General features: G+C 50.7%; 15 protein-coding genes and 1 tRNA gene. 2 read left to right on the forward strand and 14 right to left on the reverse strand.

Annotated features, from left to right (window positions below):
- Positions 1–21: 21 nt before the first annotated feature.
- A tRNA-Asn gene (locus tag CL546_RS02295) sits at positions 22–97 on the forward strand.
- 198 nt (positions 98–295) lie between these two features.
- Here CL546_RS02295 and galE read toward each other — a convergent pair.
- The gene (gene galE / locus CL546_RS02300) at positions 296–1306 is read right to left on the reverse strand and encodes a UDP-glucose 4-epimerase GalE (RefSeq protein ID WP_290492804.1); all 1011 of its coding nucleotides are present in this window, start codon (positions 1304–1306) and stop codon (positions 296–298) included.
- A 171-nt stretch (positions 1307–1477) separates the two neighbouring features.
- Here galE and CL546_RS02305 point away from each other — a divergent pair, with 171 nt between their 5' ends.
- Positions 1478–1684 carry a hypothetical protein gene (locus CL546_RS02305; protein WP_156790442.1) on the forward strand — a complete coding sequence of 69 codons (207 nt, stop codon included), beginning with the start codon at positions 1478–1480 and terminating at the stop codon, positions 1682–1684.
- Positions 1685–2045: 361 nt separating this feature from the next.
- Here the strand turns inward: CL546_RS02305 and cysC are convergent, their stop codons facing one another.
- The 13 genes from cysC to CL546_RS02370 all read right to left on the reverse strand — a co-directional run bounded on the left by cysC (position 2046) and on the right by CL546_RS02370 (position 19758).
- Positions 2046–2663 (reverse strand): adenylyl-sulfate kinase, encoded by a 618-nt coding sequence (gene cysC / locus CL546_RS02310; RefSeq protein ID WP_290492806.1) that lies wholly within the window; start codon positions 2661–2663, stop codon positions 2046–2048.
- Positions 2664–2720: 57 nt separating this feature from the next.
- On the reverse strand, positions 2721–3077 hold the full coding sequence (locus CL546_RS02315; RefSeq protein WP_290492808.1) for a four helix bundle protein: 357 nt from the start codon (positions 3075–3077) through the stop codon (positions 2721–2723).
- Positions 3078–3156: 79 nt separating this feature from the next.
- Positions 3157–4929 carry an SLC13 family permease gene (locus tag CL546_RS02320; protein ID WP_290492810.1) on the reverse strand — a complete coding sequence of 591 codons (1773 nt, stop codon included), beginning with the start codon at positions 4927–4929 and terminating at the stop codon, positions 3157–3159.
- Between the two features lie 260 nt (positions 4930–5189).
- Positions 5190–7109 (reverse strand): polysaccharide biosynthesis protein, encoded by a 1920-nt coding sequence (locus CL546_RS02325; protein ID WP_463671028.1) that lies wholly within the window; start codon positions 7107–7109, stop codon positions 5190–5192.
- Positions 7110–7409: 300 nt separating this feature from the next.
- Positions 7410–8606, reverse strand: a complete 1197-nt coding sequence (locus tag CL546_RS02330; RefSeq protein ID WP_290492813.1) for a DegT/DnrJ/EryC1/StrS family aminotransferase — start codon at positions 8604–8606, stop codon at positions 7410–7412.
- An 18-nt stretch (positions 8607–8624) separates the two neighbouring features.
- A complete protein-coding gene (locus CL546_RS02335; protein ID WP_290492815.1) occupies positions 8625–9242 on the reverse strand; it encodes an acetyltransferase in 618 nt (205 codons plus the stop codon).
- Positions 9239–11065, reverse strand: coding sequence for a sugar transferase (locus CL546_RS02340; RefSeq protein WP_290492817.1), 1827 nt, complete (start codon positions 11063–11065; stop codon positions 9239–9241). The genes CL546_RS02335 and CL546_RS02340 overlap by 4 nt, the downstream gene beginning before the upstream one ends.
- A 1-nt stretch (position 11066) precedes the next feature.
- The gene (locus CL546_RS02345) at positions 11067–12914 is read right to left on the reverse strand and encodes an alginate lyase family protein (RefSeq protein WP_290492819.1); all 1848 of its coding nucleotides are present in this window, start codon (positions 12912–12914) and stop codon (positions 11067–11069) included.
- Complete coding sequence (locus CL546_RS02350) at positions 12911–15043, reverse strand: bi-domain-containing oxidoreductase (protein ID WP_290492820.1); 2133 nt, start codon at positions 15041–15043, stop codon at positions 12911–12913. The genes CL546_RS02345 and CL546_RS02350 overlap by 4 nt, the downstream gene beginning before the upstream one ends.
- Before the next feature lie 94 nt (positions 15044–15137).
- A complete protein-coding gene (locus CL546_RS02355) occupies positions 15138–16238 on the reverse strand; it encodes an EpsG family protein (protein WP_290492821.1) in 1101 nt (366 codons plus the stop codon).
- A 125-nt stretch (positions 16239–16363) separates the two neighbouring features.
- Positions 16364–17416, reverse strand: coding sequence for a glycosyltransferase family protein (locus CL546_RS02360; RefSeq protein ID WP_290492822.1), 1053 nt, complete (start codon positions 17414–17416; stop codon positions 16364–16366).
- Entirely contained in the window at positions 17406–18524 is a 1119-nt protein-coding gene (locus tag CL546_RS02365; protein WP_290492823.1) for a polysaccharide pyruvyl transferase family protein, read from the reverse strand. The genes CL546_RS02360 and CL546_RS02365 overlap by 11 nt, the downstream gene beginning before the upstream one ends.
- Positions 18517–19758 carry a lipopolysaccharide biosynthesis protein gene (locus CL546_RS02370; protein WP_290492824.1) on the reverse strand — a complete coding sequence of 414 codons (1242 nt, stop codon included), beginning with the start codon at positions 19756–19758 and terminating at the stop codon, positions 18517–18519. Before CL546_RS02370 ends, CL546_RS02365 begins: the two co-directional genes overlap by 8 nt.
- Positions 19759–19800: the final 42 nt, after the last annotated feature.

Here is a 19800-nt window from a genome sequence, read left to right on the forward strand (position 1 = left end):
AATATACGCGCCTCAAGACATTCCGCCTTAGCTCAGTTGGTAGAGCAAATGACTGTTAATCATTGGGTCGCTGGTTCGAGCCCAGCAGGCGGAGCCAAACAAGAAAAGGGCTTATCCATCGGGTAAGCCCTTTTTCTTTGTCCAATGATTGGTTGCCCTGCGGTCAACGGTTAATCATTGGCAAACCCTTCGGCTTTGCCTAGTCCGAGCCCAGCAGGCAGAGCCAAACAAGAAAAGCCCGGCATATTTCGATACCGGGCTTTTCTTTGTCTTATGATTGCTCGCTCGTCTTTCCCTAGAACCCTTCCGGATTTTGTTTCTGCCAGCGCCAATGGTCCTCACACATTTGCTCAATGCCTCGCTGCGCCTCCCAGCCCAGCACAGCATGGGCATGGGCAGGATCTGCATAGCAACTAGCCACGTCCCCGGGGCGACGCTCCACTATTTCATAAGGCACTGGCTGGCCAGATGCTTGTGAAAATGCCGCGACCATTTCCAGCACGCTGTATCCACGGCCGGTTCCCAGGTTCACCGTTAACAGGCCGCCATTCGTTTCCAGCGCATTCAGCGCAGCCAAATGCCCCTGGGCCAGATCCATAACATGAATATAGTCTCTGACTCCGGTTCCGTCCGGGGTGGGATAATCCCCACCAAAGACGCCCAGCTTTTCACGCTTACCCACCGCCACCTGGGCGATATAGGGCATAAGGTTATTGGGAATACCCGCCGGGTCCTCGCCAATCTGGCCACTCTCATGGGCCCCCACAGGGTTGAAATAACGAAGCAACGCCAACTTCCATTTTTCGTTACTCCGGTAAAGGTCACGCAACATATCTTCAATATGCAGCTTGCTCGCACCGTAGGGGTTGGTGCTGCTGAGGGGAAAGTCCTCCCGAATCGGCACCATTGCCGGATCGCCATAAACCGTCGCAGAAGAGCTGAACACCATGGTGTGCACGCCTGCACGCTCCATCGCTTCCAGTAACCGGAGGCTACCCGTTACATTGCAATCGTAATAAGTGAGCGGCATGGCGACAGACTCTCCCACCGCCTTAAGGCCCGCAAAATGGATGACTGCCGCGATGTCATAGTCTGAGAACAGGGCATCCAGACAATTTGCATCACGAATATCACCTTCCACAAATTCCACGGACTTGCCCACTAGCCGCTCAACACGATTCAGACTCTCGCGACTGCTGTTACTCAGATTATCCAGCACCACCACTCGGTGCCCGGCTTCCAGCAACAACAAAACGGTATGAGAACCGATGTATCCCGCGCCGCCCGTTACCAGAATGCTTTTCATCGTTTTGCCTCCGAGCCTTCAGCCCTCGCCTCAGACTTGTCTTACTCAAAAAGTGGCTTCTGGATGACTCACCCGCACCCTTCAACCACGTAGGGTGTCTAGCTGAACGGCAGAGGAATTCAACACTCCGGCACTGCCATCACCACAAGAACCACAACAGGTATGCTCACTATGCCATTTTACCGCGCCAGTTTCCGCCATACCTTCAGCACTGGGGACACGGTTGAGCTTACCTCCAGCCCCTACCCAGCCAACAGCTGGGAGCACGCCCGGCAACTGGCCGATGCATTTGGTTATGTGGATGTGCGGATTGCTGTCGAGGACCGACATAGCGATGGCCGAATTACCGTATACCCCATGCTCACCAGTGTTGAATGACCGCGCTCCTGGAACAAGCCGTAATCAATGAGCACCGCAACTCTATCGCTCACCACCCACTCATGGGCAGCACCGGTCAAGCCGCGCCCCGCGCCGTGCGGTAACTACGAGGGAACCCGCTCAGGCGCGGCTTATGGAGATGATCCTGGTCGTTTCCTGAAAGGGGTGAGAGGCAGACCATCCTTGGCCTGAGGACAAAATCCAATCACTACATTGTGTCGGATTACGGCTACTCCTAATCTGACCTACGCCAAATCAGCGGCACGTAGTTTGTAGGCCAAATCAGCCTGAAAGGCGCAATTTTGTAGGTCGAATTAGCCTGAAAGGCGTAATCCGACATACTGCTTAGCCAACATCCACCTTAAACGATCGCAGCGATCAGCTGCTTCACACAGGCTTCGATATCGTTTTCAGCGGTATTCACCACCAGCTCCGGCTTGGCCGGGGCTTCGTAAGGGCTATCGATACCGGTGAATTCCTTGATAATGCCCTGGCGTGCTTTCTGGTACAGGCCTTTGGGGTCGCGCTTCTCGCACTCTTCCAGTGGCGCGTCCACAAACACTTCTACGAACTCGCCCTCTTCGAACAACTCGCGCGCGGCATCACGGTCCGCACGGAACGGGCTGATAAAGGCGGTGACAACAATAAGGCCAGCATCCACCATCAGCTTCGCCACTTCAGACACCCGGCGGATGTTCTCAGTACGGTCTTCATCGCTCATACCCAGGTTCTTGTTCAGACCGTGACGCACATTGTCGCCATCCAACAGGTAGGTGTGTCGGCCCTGCTCGGTCAGCGCCACTTCCAGCGCATTCGCCAGTGTGGATTTACCGGAACCGGACAAACCCGTCAGCCAGATGCACTTTGGCTTTTGACTCTTAACCTTGGCACGATCCGCCTTGGACACATTAGACTCATGCCAAACCACATGGGCTTTGGATTCGTTTGCTTTTTCCTGGTACGGGGACTTTTCAGACATGCGATATTCCTCAGTTTCAAGTTGCGAGTTACGAGCCGCGAGTTACGAAAAGCAACTTCAACACTCATCCAATTGCCGCCGGATGCCATGAATAAGCGCACCAAGCATTCTGGAAAGTTGATCCGTCTCTGAAAGCCATTGGCCTGCAATGTCTTCATTGATGTAATCAATCTCAGTTCCAATATGTATCTGGGTTCGTAGTTCGCCGACCGAACCTTTTGCATAACTCCAGAACCTCCCTCTATCTTTGAGGGATAGCCGTTCATAGCCCTCTGCAATATTGCTGGGCACAGACAGGGCAGACCTTGTTATCTGGTCCTTGAAGCCAAAATCACGACACCCACGAAAATGCCGATACATTTGAATACATAGCGACGTAGATCGACGCCATACTTCCATTTCTTCAAACTGCATCCTTGCTCCTACCGGAACATCCTTGTCCCGTTTTGATTTTTGCCTTTCGAAACTCGCTACTCGAACCTCGAAACTCTCTTTAAAACCCCCAAACCATCGGAATAACGCTAAGGCTAATCACCGCCACCACCACACTCATCGGAAACCCGATCTTCAGGTAATCCCGGAACGTGTAGCCGCCAGGGCCCATGACCATCAGGTTAGTCTGGTAGCCCAGCGGGGTCATGAAGCTGGCAGAGGCGGCGAACATGACGGCAACAATAAAGGGCATGGGGCTAACACCCAGCTGCTCAGCAACACCGATGGCGATGGGAAACACCAGCACGGCGGCGGCATTGTTGGTGATCATTTCGGTAAACACGGCCGTGAGCAGGTAAATGATCACCAGCGCCATAAAAGGCGACAAGCCCCCCTCCGGAATCACCTGCTCCACAATCCAGGCCGCCGCACCACTGGACTCCATGGCTTTACCCAGCGCAAAAGAGGCGCCGATCACCACCAGCACCGGCAGGTTCACACTCACGTTCATCCGCGAGCGGTTCACGGTCACACAGCGCAGCGCGATCATCAGACCGGCCGCAAACATGGCCGCCTCCAGAGTCGAGGCCAGCCCCAACACATTCGCCATCACCATCGCCACCAGCACCGCAACGGCCACCGGCGCCCGGCGAAAGTCAGGGGGAGTGGAATCTTTCAACGGGCTCACCAGCATGAAGTCACGACGATACTGATACTGCTCCACAAACTGCTGGCTGGTTTCCAGCAACAAGGTATCCCCCACCTTCAAACACTGCTCGCCCACCTTGCCGGGCACACGCTTACCATTGCGGCTGATACTCAAAATCGCTGCCTGGTAACGGGTCCGGAATCCGGTTTCCTTCACGGAACGGCCAATGCCGGGGAACTCCGGGCTCAGCACCACTTCCACAAGATGGCGCTGGTGATTATTCAGGCCTAGCTTGTGGGCCCCACCATGGGCAGCCTGCAAGCCGTTAATACGTTGTAGCTCCCGCGCGCACTCCGGCACTCCGACAAACGCCAGCAAGTCCCCTTCCTGCAACGTCATTTCCGGACCAACCGCCGTGAACAGTCGCTCATCACGCTGAATGTCGGTCAGGAAACCATAGGTCAGGTTCCGCAGCCCGGCATCCTGAATGGTGCGCCCTGCCAGAGGGCTGCCTTTCGCGACCAGCATCTCCACGTGGTACTCACGGGCATCTTCCCACTGCGACGCCATACTGGCCCGGTTCGGCAGCAAAAAGCGGCTGATCAACAACATAAAGGCCGCACCGCCGAGCAACACCGGCACACCGACCCAGGCCACATCGAAAATGCCAAAGGCCGGCAACCCTTTTTCCTGTACCAAACCGTCCACCACCAGATTGGTGCTCGTGCCGATAAGCGTACAGGTGCCGCCGAGAATCGCCGCATAACTCAGCGGTAACAGCAGTTTGGAGGCAGACAACCGTAAGCGTTGCGCCCATTCCTGCACCGCAGGAATCATCATGGCCACAACGGTGGTGTTATTGAGGAACGCACTCAAAATCGATGCTGGCGCGATCAAACGGAACTGGCTGGAGAGTACGGACTTGGGTTGTCCCAGCAACCGATGTGCCACCCAGTAAATAGCCCCCGTATCCCGCAAAGCCGCCGCCACCACATACAGCGCCGCGATGGTCATCAAGCCGGGGTTGGCAAACCCGGACAGCGCTTCGCCCGGGGAAATGATGCCCGTGACCAACACGAGTACCAGCGCCGCCATCATGGTCATATCTGCAGGCACACGGTTGCTGGCCAGCGCCCCTAGCACAGCCAGTACGATCAGCAGTGTTATCAGTATTTCCACGGTCATTCGGTAAACCACACAAGCCCGGACGCCACGCGACAACCCACGCAGCAAAAGAGCATTTTACAGGGCAAAGGGAATATAAAAAGGGAGGGCTTAGTCAAATATGACATAAGCAAAAAACCAACGCCTCAGCCAACAATGTCGGATTACGGCCAAGCCTAATTCGACCTACACACTGACAGACAAAACAACGGCGACAGCTTCAAGCTCGGGGTTTGTAGGTCGAATTAGCCAGAAAGGCGTAATCCGACACTCAGGGCAGACTATTCCACCGCGCTGGCGGTTTTCGCCACCAGAGCCGGCGCCTCACGGCTTGGCATACTCTGGGGCGCTTCGATGTCCAGGCCACCTGGCTCGTAGCCATTCACATAGCTGCGCAGCAAGGCACGCAGGGCGTCCTGATCAGCGCGGGTCAACGCCTTGCGGAAGGCCTCCAGCGCAAAATAGATCTCATCCCATTCCAGCTTTTCTTCATGGGCCTGCATAATCATCTCGTGCTCGGTGCGCGTACTGCAATCACCGATCAGCAGCTCTTCATAGAGCTTCTCACCCGGTCGCAGCCCGGAAAACGCGATGGCAATGTCTCCGTCAGGATTCTGCTCGTCCCGCACGGACATACCCATCAAATGCACCATGGTACGGGCCAGATCCACAATACGCACCGGCTCGCCCATATCCAGCACGAAGACTTCACCGCCCTGGGCCATGGCACCCGCCTGGATCACCAGCTGGGAGGCCTCCGGAATGGTCATGAAATAGCGAATCACATCCGGGTGGGTCACCGTCACCGGCCCGCCCTTCTGAATCTGGTCACGGAATAGAGGCACCACCGAGCCGGACGAGCCCAGCACATTGCCAAAACGCACCATGGAGAACACCGTCTCCGAGCCCCGCGCGGCAATGGCCTGGAGTACCAGCTCGGCAAAACGCTTGGTGGCCCCCATCACATTGGTGGGCCGCACCGCCTTGTCGGTAGACACCAGAATAAAGTGCTTCACATGGGCGGCTTCCGCCCCCAATGCTGCTTCCAGCGTCCCCAGAATGTTATTACGCACGCCAGCAGAAGGGTTGGCCTCAACAATCGGCACATGCTTATAGGCGGCCGCATGATAGACCGTATCTACCCGATGCTCACGGCACAGCCGTTCCATCAAGCCACGATTGACCACCGAACCGAGCACTGCCTCAATTTCAATGTCTTTGCTTCTATTGCCTGCAAACGCCCGCAACTCCTTCTCGATGGCATACAGACCGAATTCACTTTGGTCCAGCAACAGTAACTTGGAAGGGCTCAACTTGAGAATTTGCCGGCACAACTCGCTGCCAATGGAACCACCCGCACCGGTCACCAGCACATGCTTGCCACTGATACAGCGTGTCAGCAAGTCAGCGCGGGGCGGTACGGCATCCCGGCCCAACAAGTCCTCAATGGCAACTTCCTTGATTTCCTCCAGGCGTGCCTTGCCGCTGGCAATATCGGCAAACGACGGCACCGTCTGCACATGCACATTCAGCGTTTCCAGCCAGCGCACCACCGCCATTCTCGTGGCACGGCTCTCGGATGGCAGCGCCAGCAGCACAGTGCGAATCGCGCCACGTTCCACGGCCTTTTCCAAGGCTCGGCGACCCACCACCGGCACACCACAAAGTAGCGTGCCTTGCTTGCCGACCGCATCGTCCACAATCATTAGCGGGTGCAATTCAGCGGTGGACAGCAGCCCCGATACCAGCTGCGCGCCGGCACCACCGGCACCAAAAACCGCAACGGCTTCGCGGTCAATACGGTTACCCAGTACGTGGTAAAGGAAACGGCGCATCATGAAACGACTGCCGCCCAGATACAGCACCAGCACCGCCCAGAAAATGATAAAGACCGATCGCGGCGTGGAGGCCGAGGCCATATAAGAGGCCGCAGCCAGCAACACCACTGAGAGCGTCACCCCAGCGAGAATGGACCACGCCACCTCGGCACCAAGGTAACGGACAATAGAACGGTAGAAACCCAAGACGTACAGCGCAGGCAACAACACCAGCGGTGCGGCAACCAGCAGCCACAAGTCTGCAACCTCAGGAGTTGCCGTATTCAGGCGCAGCCCATAGGCCAACCAAAGCAGCAACGGTGCCGCCAAGGCATCCGCGCTGAGCATGACCAACCGCTTGGCGGTGCGAGACAGCGACACCATCCGGTGTACAGGAGAATAGAGATACTTGTTCGTCATAACAGGTCCATCCATGCGACCACAGGGCCGACTAACACGGCAAAGTCCCTCTTAGCCATAAGATTGTGACTTTCATCACACTGTTTAGCCGGGGGAGCATTATAAGCCGTTACTCAGGATATCCAACGGGTAAAAAGCACTAATTTCGAGGCAATCTAGTCATGAACGGTGACAATTAAGCGACAAACGGATACTGAGGTCCGTGATAATCACCCGCAATCACACATTTTTTTCAATTTGTTGCAAAGTCGCCCGTAGGTCGAGTTAGGCCGAAGGCCGTAACCCGACATCCGAACCCATCACCTTGCGCAACACCTCACAAGTCTTATCAATCTCGGCCGCGGTCAACGTCGGGTGAACCAAAAACATCAACGAACTCTCACCCAACGCCCTGGCAACGGGCAACCGCTCTTGCGGCCCCAGCCCAAGGTCCGTAAATGCCTTTTCTAAATACACCTCGGAACAAGACCCTGAAAAACACGGAACCCCTTCCGTGACCATCGCATTCATAATCCGGTCACGCACATCTACAACGGGCTCAGTAACAACAGCCTCATCCACGAACACATAACACTTGTATCCCGCATGGCCAATACCTTCAGGTACCACCGGCACGCGCAACCCCGGCAATGATGTCGCTGTTTCCCAAATTGCCCTGCAATTGGCCTGACGCGCGGCGGCCCATTCGGGCATGCGCTGTAGCTGAATACGGCCAATCGCGGACTGCATTTCCGTCAGCCGCCAGTTAGTGCCCACCGACTCATGCAGCCAACGGAAGCCTGGCGGATGCTGACGCTCATACACCGCCTCCCAACTTTTACCATGGTCTTTGAAGCTCCACATGCTGGACCACAAATCACGGTCATTCACCGTAACCATGCCACCTTCACCACCGGTGGACATAATCTTGTCCTGACAAAACGACCAACAACCCACATGTCCCAGGGCTCCCACTGGCTTGCCTTTATAGGTGGCACCGTGAGCCTGAGCGCAGTCCTCAATCACGAACAGCCCCAGTTTCTCAGCCAATGCCATCATGCCGTCCATGTCACAGGGCCATCCCGCCAGGTGCACGCACACGATTGCCCGGGTTTTCGACGTCACCACAGCGGCAACCGTCTCGGGGGTAATGTTCTGGGTTTCCGGATCCACATCCGCAAACACCGGGGTCGCACCTGCGTTAATGACCGCCGTTGCCGACGCCAAAAAGGTACGCGGCGTCACAACCACCTCATCACCGGCACCAATACCCAAGCCTTTAAGAGCAAGATCCAGCGCCAAGGTGCCATTCCCCACGGCAATGGCGTAGTCAGAGCTCGCGAACGTCGCAAATTCCTTCTCGAATTCCCGGCCTTCCTGTCCGGTCCAGTAATTGACCTTATTGGAAAGCAACACGCGAGACACTGCATCGGCTTCCTGTTTAGTAAAGGAAGGCCAAGGAGAAAAAGGGCCGTTAAGCATGAGTAACCTCGAAAAACATTAAAGAGGACGGGCAGGCGTACCCACAACCGTCAAATTGTCGCTGATATCGGTGATCACAGTCGCACCCGCTCCAACAATGACATCGTCACCGATGCAAATGCCTTGCTTTATCTGGCTGCCAATACCCAACCAGCTGTGAGCACCAACCTTAACCGTTCCGGCAAGCGACGCTGCAGGACAGATATGAGAGTAGGCACCGATATGGCAATCGTGATCCACACTCGCGCGGGTATTCACGATCGCGCCAAGGGAAATGCAGCTATCCACGTTCACCACGGCGCCAGCCGCGATTAACACTCCAGGAGCAAGCGTAGCGTAGTCACTAACCACAGCAGAAGGATCTACAAGGGAAACCAGCGGCAAGCCGTTATCCTGCAGCCACTCACACCATTGCTGGCGCATTCGGCTATTCCCAATAGCAACAAAATAGCCGTCACACTCATAAGTTGCCGTATCTTCAGGGGCAGCAACAAGAGGCCAGTAAGCATGGTCGCTGTCATCCGAAGTAAAACGGGCATCAAAGAAAATCACTTGGGTCCAACCAGAGCGCTCCGCAACATCCGCCACGACCTTACCGTGCCCCCCCGCGCCGATCACTCCCAACCGTTTATTCACTTGTTGCCACCAGTGAACTTGGACATGGTTGCCTCGCCATCCTGGCTAATACCATCACGCTTCACCACTTGCCAAATTGTCAGAAACAGGACTTTGATATCAAGCCATAGAGTGCGGTTTTCCACATACCACACATCCAGCTCAAATTTTTCTTCCCAGGATAAAGCATTGCGGCCATTAACCTGTGCCCAGCCAGTAATGCCCGGTCTGACATCATGGCGACGAGCCTGACATTCAGAATAAAGAGGAAGATATTCCATCAACAAAGGGCGAGGCCCAACCAAACTCATATCGCCCTTTAAAACATTCCACAGTTCAGGCAACTCATCCAGACTAGTGGAGCGTAGGAACTGGCCAAACGAAGTCAAACGTTCAGCGTCAGGCAAGAGCTCTCCCTCCCCATCTCGAGCATCCGTCATGGTGCGAAACTTGATCATCTCGAACGGCTGACCAGCCTTTCCCGGACGCTTCTGCCGAAAACAAACAGGAACGCCATGTATTCGACGGACCAGGAAAGCAAGCAACAGGATCACAGGAGCCAGCAAAATCAAGCCGCATGCAGCACCAAGAATATCCATAGCACGTTTCATTGGTGCAACAACAGGCAAAGAGGCGGTTTCAACCAAGACTTCTACAAACTTACGACCAAGATTATCGCGATCAAAATCACGATGTGCCAACTCGCTTGCCGCCGCCCCCATCCCTTTCAAAGCCGCACGATCCGACGCAGCAGCCTCAAGTGCATCAGCAAACTGCTCAGGCGAATCAGGCTCCACAGCAAAGCCACACCCGTTTTCTTTGATCATACCGGCCAACCAACCGGGGTAGTTATTCAACACAGGCAAACCGGCGGATATATAGTCAAAAAACTTATTTGGCGAAGTACCAAAGTAAAAGGCAGGCACATTGGCGAGCGACTGTATCCCCAGATCAGCAGCCTTCATCAGCCCCGCAAGACGTTGTTTATTGACCGGGTCATGAAAAACCACATTATCCAGCCCCTGCTCTCTTGCGCGGGCCTGTAGCTGAGGCTTGAACTTACCATCACCAACCAGCGCAATTTTGATATCGTTGCGGCCACACTCCTTGAGCAGATTCGCAGCATCGAGCACCGAATCCAGGCCGTTTGCCATCCCATGGGTTCCTGTAAAAATCGCCAAGAGATCACCCTTTTCGACACCTTCTGGGCGCCAAGTCTCCACTTCTTGCTCAAAGATCGAAAAGTCACAACCGTTCGGCACCAAAGCGATCCGGTCACTGGGAACACCACAGCGTTCAATGCCTTGAACAATACCTGGCGAAAGTCCAACCACTCGGTGAGCAGAGCGATAGCTCACCCACTCCAGTACCCCCATCGCCCACAACACCACGGGATTAGTAATCACTCCCATCTCACGAGGCAACTCCGGCCACAAATCCCGGACTTCGAACACAAACGGCTTTCCACGCAACCAACGGGAAAAAATACCGGGAATCCCCGCCGTTAATGGGGTCGTTGTGGCAAAAAGCACATCATATTGGTGAGTCAGTGCCACCCCAACACTACGTAGCGCAAATAAAAGAAACAGCAAACTTCGTTTGATAAAACCATCCGCATTGGAATAAGCAAGATCAAACTCAATCACCTCAATGCCATCAACCTTACCCTCACGGCGACCACGGCTAAAATCACCTGCCAAGCCAGTATTACCACCGCCATAAGAGCCACACACCATAGTGACTTCATGACCTTGGGAAACCAGGCGTCGCGCCATTTCATAAGAGCGAATGCCCGTTGCCCCCTTGGGCGTAGAAAAATGCTGATGAAAATACAAAACGCGCATATCAGTATCTCAATTCCGTTGTCAGCCTTCCGGCCTCTTCTACTTCAATTTCCAACACAGGCAACGGTGTTTTCCGCGAGTAATAACGGGACTCCCAGCCCTCTACCAATTCGCAGCGTTTGAGTGACTGCGTACCAGTTACACGCAATCTCACACCACTGCCGACAAGCCAGTCGCCATCCCAACACCACTCACCGGGTACAAGGCGCCAACGCAACACCGCAGACTTTTTAAAACCGCCTACCTCGTCTGTAACGCTAAATCCATTTTCAGTTAAAACGATTGCACGGTGGTGACTAGCGCCTTTCCAGTCGCAATAACCTGCAGAAACTGTCCGCTTTGTCTCTGCCACAGCAAGCCGCTTAACATTATACGCCTTGGGCCAAGCACCAAATAAAAAACGGCTAAGGCGAGGCATCGCATCGCGACCATCAAACTGAACGGTGTTGTGTGCTGCGGAGCTGGGGAAATAGCTTTGCCAAGGCTCTTCACAGTTATAGCTGTATGAACCGGCATCCCGTAATAGATTCGCCTCTCCCAACCAGAAATCGACATGCAACAAGTCAGACTGACCAGGCCGAAAGCGAAAACGGGGGTAACGGAAAAGCAGCATAGCGGCGCCACCACGAAGAACAGCAAAGCCGCCATTATCATATTGACGAGAACACGAATAATTACGGGTGATGCCAGGAGGAGAAACCTTCAACCACTGTAACGGTTGATTCCAGCTTCCATCCTCCTCAAAAGCGCGGACACCTGAGAACAATACAGAAGCAAGCTGTACCGATGGCCGCACATCACGGTAATCCGAATCGGCCAAAGGCAACAACCTAGCTCCATCATTTGCGCCCAAATTCGGTGTATCAGTGCCGTCTGGTGAAACCATATTTCCTAGCCAAGCAGTCGCGCCCTGCAAACGGGTGATTAGAACTTGACTGAAAGGTGGCAACCCAAGCTGCCTGCGCCAAAGCTCAGCCATCGCATAGGTATCAAGCATTACCCTATGATAATTCAAAGAGTATTGACTAAAGCTTCCATCGGGCTCTATCAATCTACGTGCACGATTTTCCAACCATTTACGTCCTTGCTCCATCCAACGCTTCGCATCACGCGCTAACTGCTGATCATTGGCTTCCTGCGCCAACCAACTCCCGCCTATAAAAAGAGCGGCGGCTTCTGACGTACCATGATTGTTATCCTGGGCAATCGCATACTGAATGGTCGGCGCGATACGCCGCAGATGAATACGGATTAAATCCAACAGCCCCTGAGACGGCCCCGTCACCTGATCCACAATTTGGGCAGCCATGGCAAGGTGCATTACACGAATTGAAGCTTCTTGGCCGCATTTCCAGTTAGCCCCCATATATGGAGGATTCTTGTCAATCCAGTCAGCTAACCAGCTGTTCAGGCGAGCGATGGCCCCCTTATCACCTGTTGATATCTGCTTGACGAAAGCCAGAACCCAATCAAAACGGGATGCTTCCCATACTCCTTTTATATCTCCCAGCCCTTCTATAAAGTCAGGCAATACCCACCAAGGTTCATTTCCTGTCTCAACACCGGTCAGTACACTTTGATGCCAAAGAGGGAATCCACGCTCAAAAGCGAACTGTGCTTTAAGGCCAAATGCCATTGGTTCATAGCCCACAACCCCATTGAGGCCACGAGAACAATCAGTCAAAGGCGCCTTGCAAGCAGAGTAGAAGGGACCGACCGGAGGTAACTCAACTAGTTTTTTTACCGGATTCCAGCCAAACTTAACTCCCAGCCGATACCATAAAGCGCGGCCGATGCTTACCACACCCAGCTGCCAAGCCGTAATAGCTTTTACTACTAAAGGACTCATTGGCTACGCAGCTGCTCAACCGCATCAAGAGTCACAGAAGCAATTTCAAACAGCTCGCCGGCCGGGATCGGTGAAGAGCCACCCGTTTCGATTGCAGACAGGAACGCAGCGGCGCAGGCCGACTGACCTTTATCTTGTCGCCAAAGATTCATTTTCTTGAACCCCGACCAACCATAACCCCGTAACTTCCGGAAATTGTCCAGCTGGAGCACCCGGCCAGCGGCGAATACCTCGACCCGCTCTTTCGGGAAGCTCGCGGGACCATTGGCCAAGTAATGAACCGTACCGAAAGAACCGTCAGCAAAACCCAAGGTGATCGCTGCTTTGTCCTCAGTGACCGGTACGCCCCGCGCCTCACCCATTCTACGAGCCTGCACAGACACTACTTCAGCCCCTGCAAGAAAGCGCATTAGATCAATAAAGTGGCAGGCCTCACCGATGATACGACCACCGCCAACCTCATTGTTCTGGGTCCAATGGTCCGCCGGTATTGCCCCGGCATTCATGGTCATAATGAAAGACTTGGGTTCCGAAACTTGATCCAATAATGCCTTCATCTTCTGTACTTGAGGGGAAAAACGACGATTAAAGCCCACCATCAGCAAGGGGGCATGAGCGCCTTTTTCCTGATACGCGGCCTTCACATCGGCTAAGTCCTCACGGGTCACGGCCAACGGCTTTTCAACAAACACATGCTTGCCTGCAGACAGGGCAGATGCCACAAAACGGGCATGTGAGTTATGCCGGGTAACAATAGCAACGGTATTGATCGCAGGATTCTCGATCATCGCTTGGGTGTCGGTTGTGGCTTCAGCAAAACCAGCCTTGTCACCGTGCACCACACCATTGATACCGCCGGAGGTGGCAATCGTATGTAGCTGCGCACCTGCTTCCTTGAAAGCAGGAATCAGCATCCGTGATGCATAGTTACCCGCGCCAACAAAGCCCACAACAGGTTTGGCAGGGTCGGCGGATACTGGCGCAGACAAGGCTACAGAACGAATATGCCGAGCTTCCGGCTCACTGGAATAGGCCAGAATAATACCCAGCGCAGACTTGTCTGTAGTCAGTAAATCGTATGCCTTTTCCGCCTGCTCAAAGTCAATACGGTGGGTAATTAGCGGAGCTACATCCAGCTGACCGCTTGCCATCATATCCAGCACCGCCTCAAAATTACGCTGCTGAGTCCAACGCACAAACCCTAGCGGATAATCCTGCCCCTGCTCTTCATAGCACGGATCATAACGACCAGGTCCATAAGAACAAGACACCTGAAAGGACAGCTCCTTCTCATAAAAATCTGCGCGATTAAGCTCCAGGCCAGTTACGCCCACCAAAACGATCCGACCACGCTTGCGACTCATCCGAGCAGCCTGGATAACAGGATCACTGGCTTTCGTTGAAGCGGTAATGATAACGCCATCAACGCCATTACCACGACTAAACGCCATCCCGGCAGCAACCGGATCCTGCCCATTAGCGGGATTACAAATTTCGGCACCAAGACGTTCAGCAATAGCCAGCTTGCTATCATCAAAATCAATCGCCAGAACCCGGCAACCCTGCGCACGCAGCAACTGCACCGTCAGCAAACCGATCAATCCTACCCCGGTGACCACAAAGGCCTCGCCCAGCGTAGGCTGGGCAAGGCGAATGCCCTGCAAGCCAATACTAGCCACAACCGTAAAGGAAGCCGCCTCATCGCTAACCTCATCAGGAATCCGCGCGCAAAGATTCTTGCTGACCCGCACCACATCGGCATGAGGGCCATTGGAAACCACACGATCTCCTTTTTTAAAACCCTCTACGCCTTGCCCAATGCCCGAAATCACACCCACATTGCAGTAACCGAGTGGCAATGGTTGCCCAAGTTTAGATTGAACTGCATCAATCGTGGTCATCAGCCCATCGGTCTGAATTTTCTCCAGTACCATTTTGACTTTTTCTGGTTGTTGGCGCGCCTTATCCAAATAAGATGCACGGCCAAAATCCACCAACATACGCTCAGTACCAGCGGAGATCAGTGAAGTCGTTGTCGAAACAACCAAATGCTGACGGCTGACTTGCGGGGCAGGCGCCTCGGTAATGGTGGTGCCACCTTTGGCCATATCTTGCAAAATTTGTTTCATGAAAATAAACGCCTTGATCTTTGGTTGACTTACACGTGACTTAACAAAAAAGCCCTACTGTAAAAAGGAGCCACCTTGCCCCCAAAAAAAGCAGCTAGATATTATAAACCGTTGAATACATAAATGGAGCCATTATAACAAGAATAAGAAGAGCTCCAGACACTGCAAGTCTCCCCCCAATCAAACGAAGAGACAAAGGCACTAGAACTGCCATTGAGAAATAATCAGAAAATCGCCCCAAACGACCTGAAAGATGGCTTGCATTGAAAAACACCAAATTCACCATCGCACCAAAAACAACCGCCATAGCAATCATGAACATCCAGCGTCTATTTACCACGTCATCATTATAAAAAACCAACTCTTTACTTTTAGCCCTGCGCCATACAAAGAAAAGCAATGCAGGGTAAACCAGCACAGACAACATCGCCGTAACCCTATAACCCTCTCTAACATTCTCCAACTGACTTAGTTTCCCAACCGCCACATCAGAATTGGGCACAACAGAAAAGAAAGAGGCAAGAAAACCCACTAAATAATTAGCCCCCAAAAGGAAAATCGCCATACCTGTAACAACCAACACAGCAATATAGCTTTTCTTTATTTTTAGCCTCGGAGACACCTCAAAAATTAAATAGGAAAAAATAATAAAAAAACCAATCAATATATACTGCGAATGAAACATCATAGAAAACACAATTACAGGCAAGGCCACCCAAAAACGCCCTTTAACCAATAAAAAAAAACCAAACATCAACATAAAAAAAGACAGCGAAGATCTAGGTGAGAAATAAAAAAGGGTAGGAGCAATAACTGGCAGAAAAGCAACCCATGCAAGATCCAGCTTTAACAATCTATTCTCCCTAAACGAGAGCACAGAAAAAAAGAAACAAATCAAAAAATTCAGGGCCAGGAAAAATTGAAATGGAGCTCCCGTTACAACAGAAAAAAACGACGAGTACCAAAGATACAAAGGCTCAGCAGTAATAATGGCCTGAGTATCAAACCAGGGGAAAGAAGCAAGCCCAAAGGCATTATCATACGCATCTTTATAGTAATCATAATCCATGCCTGTACTTGGCAAAATCAACAAAAACCATGAAAGGCCAACTGCCACAACTAAAAGCAAGAGCCAGCTTCGAAGAAACATTGCCGACATAGTGACGAGCAGACAAAAATAATAGTATGCTTCCATTAATCCCTCTTAGCAGCGCGTCTAGCCCAGCACACAATTATTAATAGGAACGACGTCAAAAAGACAACAACCATGCAATATGAAAAACCGGGCGGCCAAAGCCCACCCTACCAACTCCTTCACCCTTAACCTTCTCCTTTGCACTCCAGGTATATATCCATATAAAAACCAAATGAATCTTTTTTTTCATTCAAATCTTCACATCCAATATTATTTTTTTCATTTGAAAATGAGTTATTAAACACGTCAACATAATGAAAGAACTGCTCTTTCCCTCGAAATGTTTGAGCTCCCGGATATCTCTTGCATACATCACTTGCAATAACCTTCACCCCATAATTAACCGCATCAGCAACAGCAATCCCAAAGCTGTCTACGCTGTTAGGGCGAAGATAAACATCAGCCTCAGAAAGGATACGGTTAAAAGTGGCGCCATCAACGCCAAAGAAAATCTTAATATTCTCAAAGCCAGAATATTTATTGATATCATCCATAACAGACTTATCGCTGTCGCCATACAAAAAGAGAGCCAAAAAACAATTCTTCGATTTAGATAATTTCTCTAGAGACCAATCATGATTGTATATTGAGGTCGCATAGCCGGATGCAATATAGTTTACTTTGAACGCTTCAGCTTTCCCCTTCCATTCATCATAAACAGCTTGATCAATTTCAGCGCTCTCCCTAAAAAATATATAACTACTGCCATTTCGAATTTTACTTTTATCAACACCCAACTTGCGATAGAAATCATACTGGCTCTCGGACAAGCTTATACATAAATCAAACCGTCTAAACGCAATGCGATGAACCCATAACGGTAAAATCCAAACCTTCCTTAAATTCCCATTATGCAACGTAAGAATCCACTTCGCCCTTCTTCGTTTTGGAAAAACAAAAAGCAACAAAACAGAAAATGCACTGGAGAAATTAATATGCATTACTCTGGCACTAGAAAATGCCAGCACCAACCACAACCAAGCAAACCTCAATTTACCTTTAGGCCCAACAGAGTGCACAACGCCCTCCGGCAGCTTTTTTTTACTATCCGAAAAGTACGGGTCTATGACCCTAGAAATAACCTCACCTCCATCTCTACAAACCAAACGATAGACAAATTCGGAGACGCCTCCAATTGGTCGAGGTATGGCACCTACCACTACGACTTCATTTTTCATTTTCTTTGATCAACTTTATCAACTGCCCGAACTGAGAATAAACCTCTTTTTTCACCCTGCTTGCATGAGACTCAATGTCAATACCTAAAAATGGTTTGTTTGAAATCCCGCCGCCCGGTCTATACAACATTGAGGTAGCGTAAAAATCCCCAAAAAACATTTTAAACATCCCTTGTACCTTAGGGTCCCACTCATAACCTATAGACGGAACTGCATGTGACAAAGAAAAAATCAAACTATGCATTCTGCAGCCTACAAAAAAATCAAGATCTGCATATGCTTTAGATATACTTTCTATATCGGGGGTTGTTTTCATAATCTCAACAAACAACCTGTCGTTGAGAGCTGCAATATTGGCAGCCAGCGCTTCAGATTCAATCAAGTCGTTTGGGTATGCCGTAACAATTATTCTGACTGAAAACTTATTTTCCGAAGCATAACTAGCCACATCAGCAGCCAAACACTCTAAATCATTCCGAGAAAAACACCCTGATATAACGTTAACACCTAAAACCCCTCCTTTTCTTTCTATGCTAGTAATATCTGAAATTACAAATGCGGGATCATAATTAAGATGCACACCATCTTTTCCCATCAAAAACTGCGAACCAGAATCACGGACTGACACAAAGCTTGCATGTTCCTTAATCCTCTTCGCAGCCTTCTCATTATTTATCGGCCCCGCGCCAGCAGCATAGATATATACAGGGGACTTCGACTGGCGGCATATACTATCGACCCGACAGATATAATCACTCCCCATTTTATCCATAATAATATTTCCGCCACCAACAATAACAGCATCATATCCAGAGGTAATTTCTTCATACCTTCTGCCATCTCTTTTGATACTGTAAATTATTTTTTTTATCAAAGAGAACAAGCCGGGAATGTAAAACTGAAGAAAAGCAGAAACATGAACCCTTAATGCAACCGTTTTTTTCTTTTGGGAATAAGAGCAAGGCTCCCTCAAGAGAATATCATATGTCTTTATGGCCACTCCTTCCCTCTCAGCCATATACTCTATACATTTAGATATCATTATATCCCCGATATTATTTCCATATATCGGGGATAATTTTGCAATATTTAAATTCGCTTTATCCATTTTGCACCGTTTTCAAAAGTTGCATGCGCACCCAAAAAATAAAGAAAACAATCAAAGCTGAAGAAAAAACTGATGTCACAAAAATATAGTCAACCGCATCAAGCCCAGCATAAAAACACGCAAAAATCACCCCCCCCCTCATAACAAGATTGCCAAACTCATAAATTGTATGTGGCCAATTGTTCCCAACCACATTAAGTGCGCTGATCGCAGGAACATATACAATAGTACATGCCAACCAAATTGATATAGGCCATATAAAAGAATTTATTTGTGCCCATTTCTGATCCAAAAAGATATCAACCAGAAAAGGCAAAGCGAGCCCAACAACTGTAAAAATAGCTGTCGACACTAGAGCCAAAACCCCCGTTAATTTACTCATGGACTTAACAGTAGATTTAGTCATACCAGTAATAGAATACTCTCTAAGCATTACCTGACGAACAGCATTTCCTACCACTCTTACTGGAATTGTGAGTATTTTTTGTGCAAACGAAAAGAAGCCTACGGCTTCTTTTCCCCCAAGAAAGAGGCACCCGTGAGCTAAGACATTAAGAGAAACCGCATTCATTAATGTCTGTACGACGTTAGCCCTCCATCTATTTTTATTTTCACTCAATATTTCAATGTATCTATTTTTACTCAAAAAAGAAAAACAGACCTTCCCCTTGCCAACTTTCCATATACATAGCAACCCAAAAAACGACGACACAACCATTGACGCAAGGTATCCAATAACAAGCCCATACCACCCAAACTTTGTATCTGAAAAAGCAATTTGCACTACAACTGCGATCAGCGCCTGAACAAACAAAAGGCTTCCAGCGGCTTTATTTGAATGAAAATAGACAAGGACCCCACCGGTTATGGTAAACCATCCATACAGAACAACAGCTGAGACTACGAATACACTTAACACTCTCTCTTCGAACCAGTAATAGGCCAAACTCACTGCAAAACTTAGCACACTTACAAGCAGGACATTATAAGCTGCAGCTGTAAGCACCTCTGAAAGAGCCCCATCATCTCTTTGAATAGGCACCACAAGCTCAAACTTCAACGAGGCGACCGCAGAAAATACTCCGGAGAAAAATAAAAAAAGACCATAATCCCCATATTCTTCAGGCGTATAAAAATGTGTGAGGATTGGGTAGGCAAGAGCATTCACAAGCACCGCAAGGATGCCCCCACTCGAAAAATCAAAAACCTTTCTATATATAGACTTCTTACTCATTAATCAGACCAGCCACATCCAATTTCTCGCCCATCCATACTT

The sequence above is a fragment of the Alcanivorax sp. genome, assembly GCF_002726155.1.
Lineage (GTDB): Bacteria > Pseudomonadota > Gammaproteobacteria > Pseudomonadales > Alcanivoracaceae > Alcanivorax.

Coding starts and splice junctions, on each gene's coding strand:
- cysC (WP_290492806.1), bottom strand. CDS start 2,663: ATGTCTGAAAAGTCCCCGTACCAGGAAAAAGCAAACGAATCCAAAGCC.
- galE (WP_290492804.1), bottom strand. CDS start 1,306: ATGAAAAGCATTCTGGTAACGGGCGGCGCGGGATACATCGGTTCTCAT.
- CL546_RS02340 (WP_290492817.1), bottom strand. CDS start 11,065: ATGCGCGTTTTGTATTTTCATCAGCATTTTTCTACGCCCAAGGGGGCA.
- CL546_RS02325 (WP_463671028.1), bottom strand. CDS start 7,109: ATGGTGTCGCTGTCTCGCACCGCCAAGCGGTTGGTCATGCTCAGCGCG.
- CL546_RS02350 (WP_290492820.1), bottom strand. CDS start 15,043: ATGAAACAAATTTTGCAAGATATGGCCAAAGGTGGCACCACCATTACC.
- CL546_RS02355 (WP_290492821.1), bottom strand. CDS start 16,238: ATGGAAGCATACTATTATTTTTGTCTGCTCGTCACTATGTCGGCAATG.
- CL546_RS02315 (WP_290492808.1), bottom strand. CDS start 3,077: ATGCAGTTTGAAGAAATGGAAGTATGGCGTCGATCTACGTCGCTATGT.
- CL546_RS02360 (WP_290492822.1), bottom strand. CDS start 17,416: ATGAAAAATGAAGTCGTAGTGGTAGGTGCCATACCTCGACCAATTGGA.
- CL546_RS02330 (WP_290492813.1), bottom strand. CDS start 8,606: ATGCTTAACGGCCCTTTTTCTCCTTGGCCTTCCTTTACTAAACAGGAA.
- CL546_RS02320 (WP_290492810.1), bottom strand. CDS start 4,929: ATGACCGTGGAAATACTGATAACACTGCTGATCGTACTGGCTGTGCTA.
- CL546_RS02305 (WP_156790442.1), top strand. CDS start 1,478: ATGCCATTTTACCGCGCCAGTTTCCGCCATACCTTCAGCACTGGGGAC.
- CL546_RS02365 (WP_290492823.1), bottom strand. CDS start 18,524: ATGGATAAAGCGAATTTAAATATTGCAAAATTATCCCCGATATATGGA.
- CL546_RS02345 (WP_290492819.1), bottom strand. CDS start 12,914: ATGAGTCCTTTAGTAGTAAAAGCTATTACGGCTTGGCAGCTGGGTGTG.
- CL546_RS02370 (WP_290492824.1), bottom strand. CDS start 19,758: ATGAGTAAGAAGTCTATATATAGAAAGGTTTTTGATTTTTCGAGTGGG.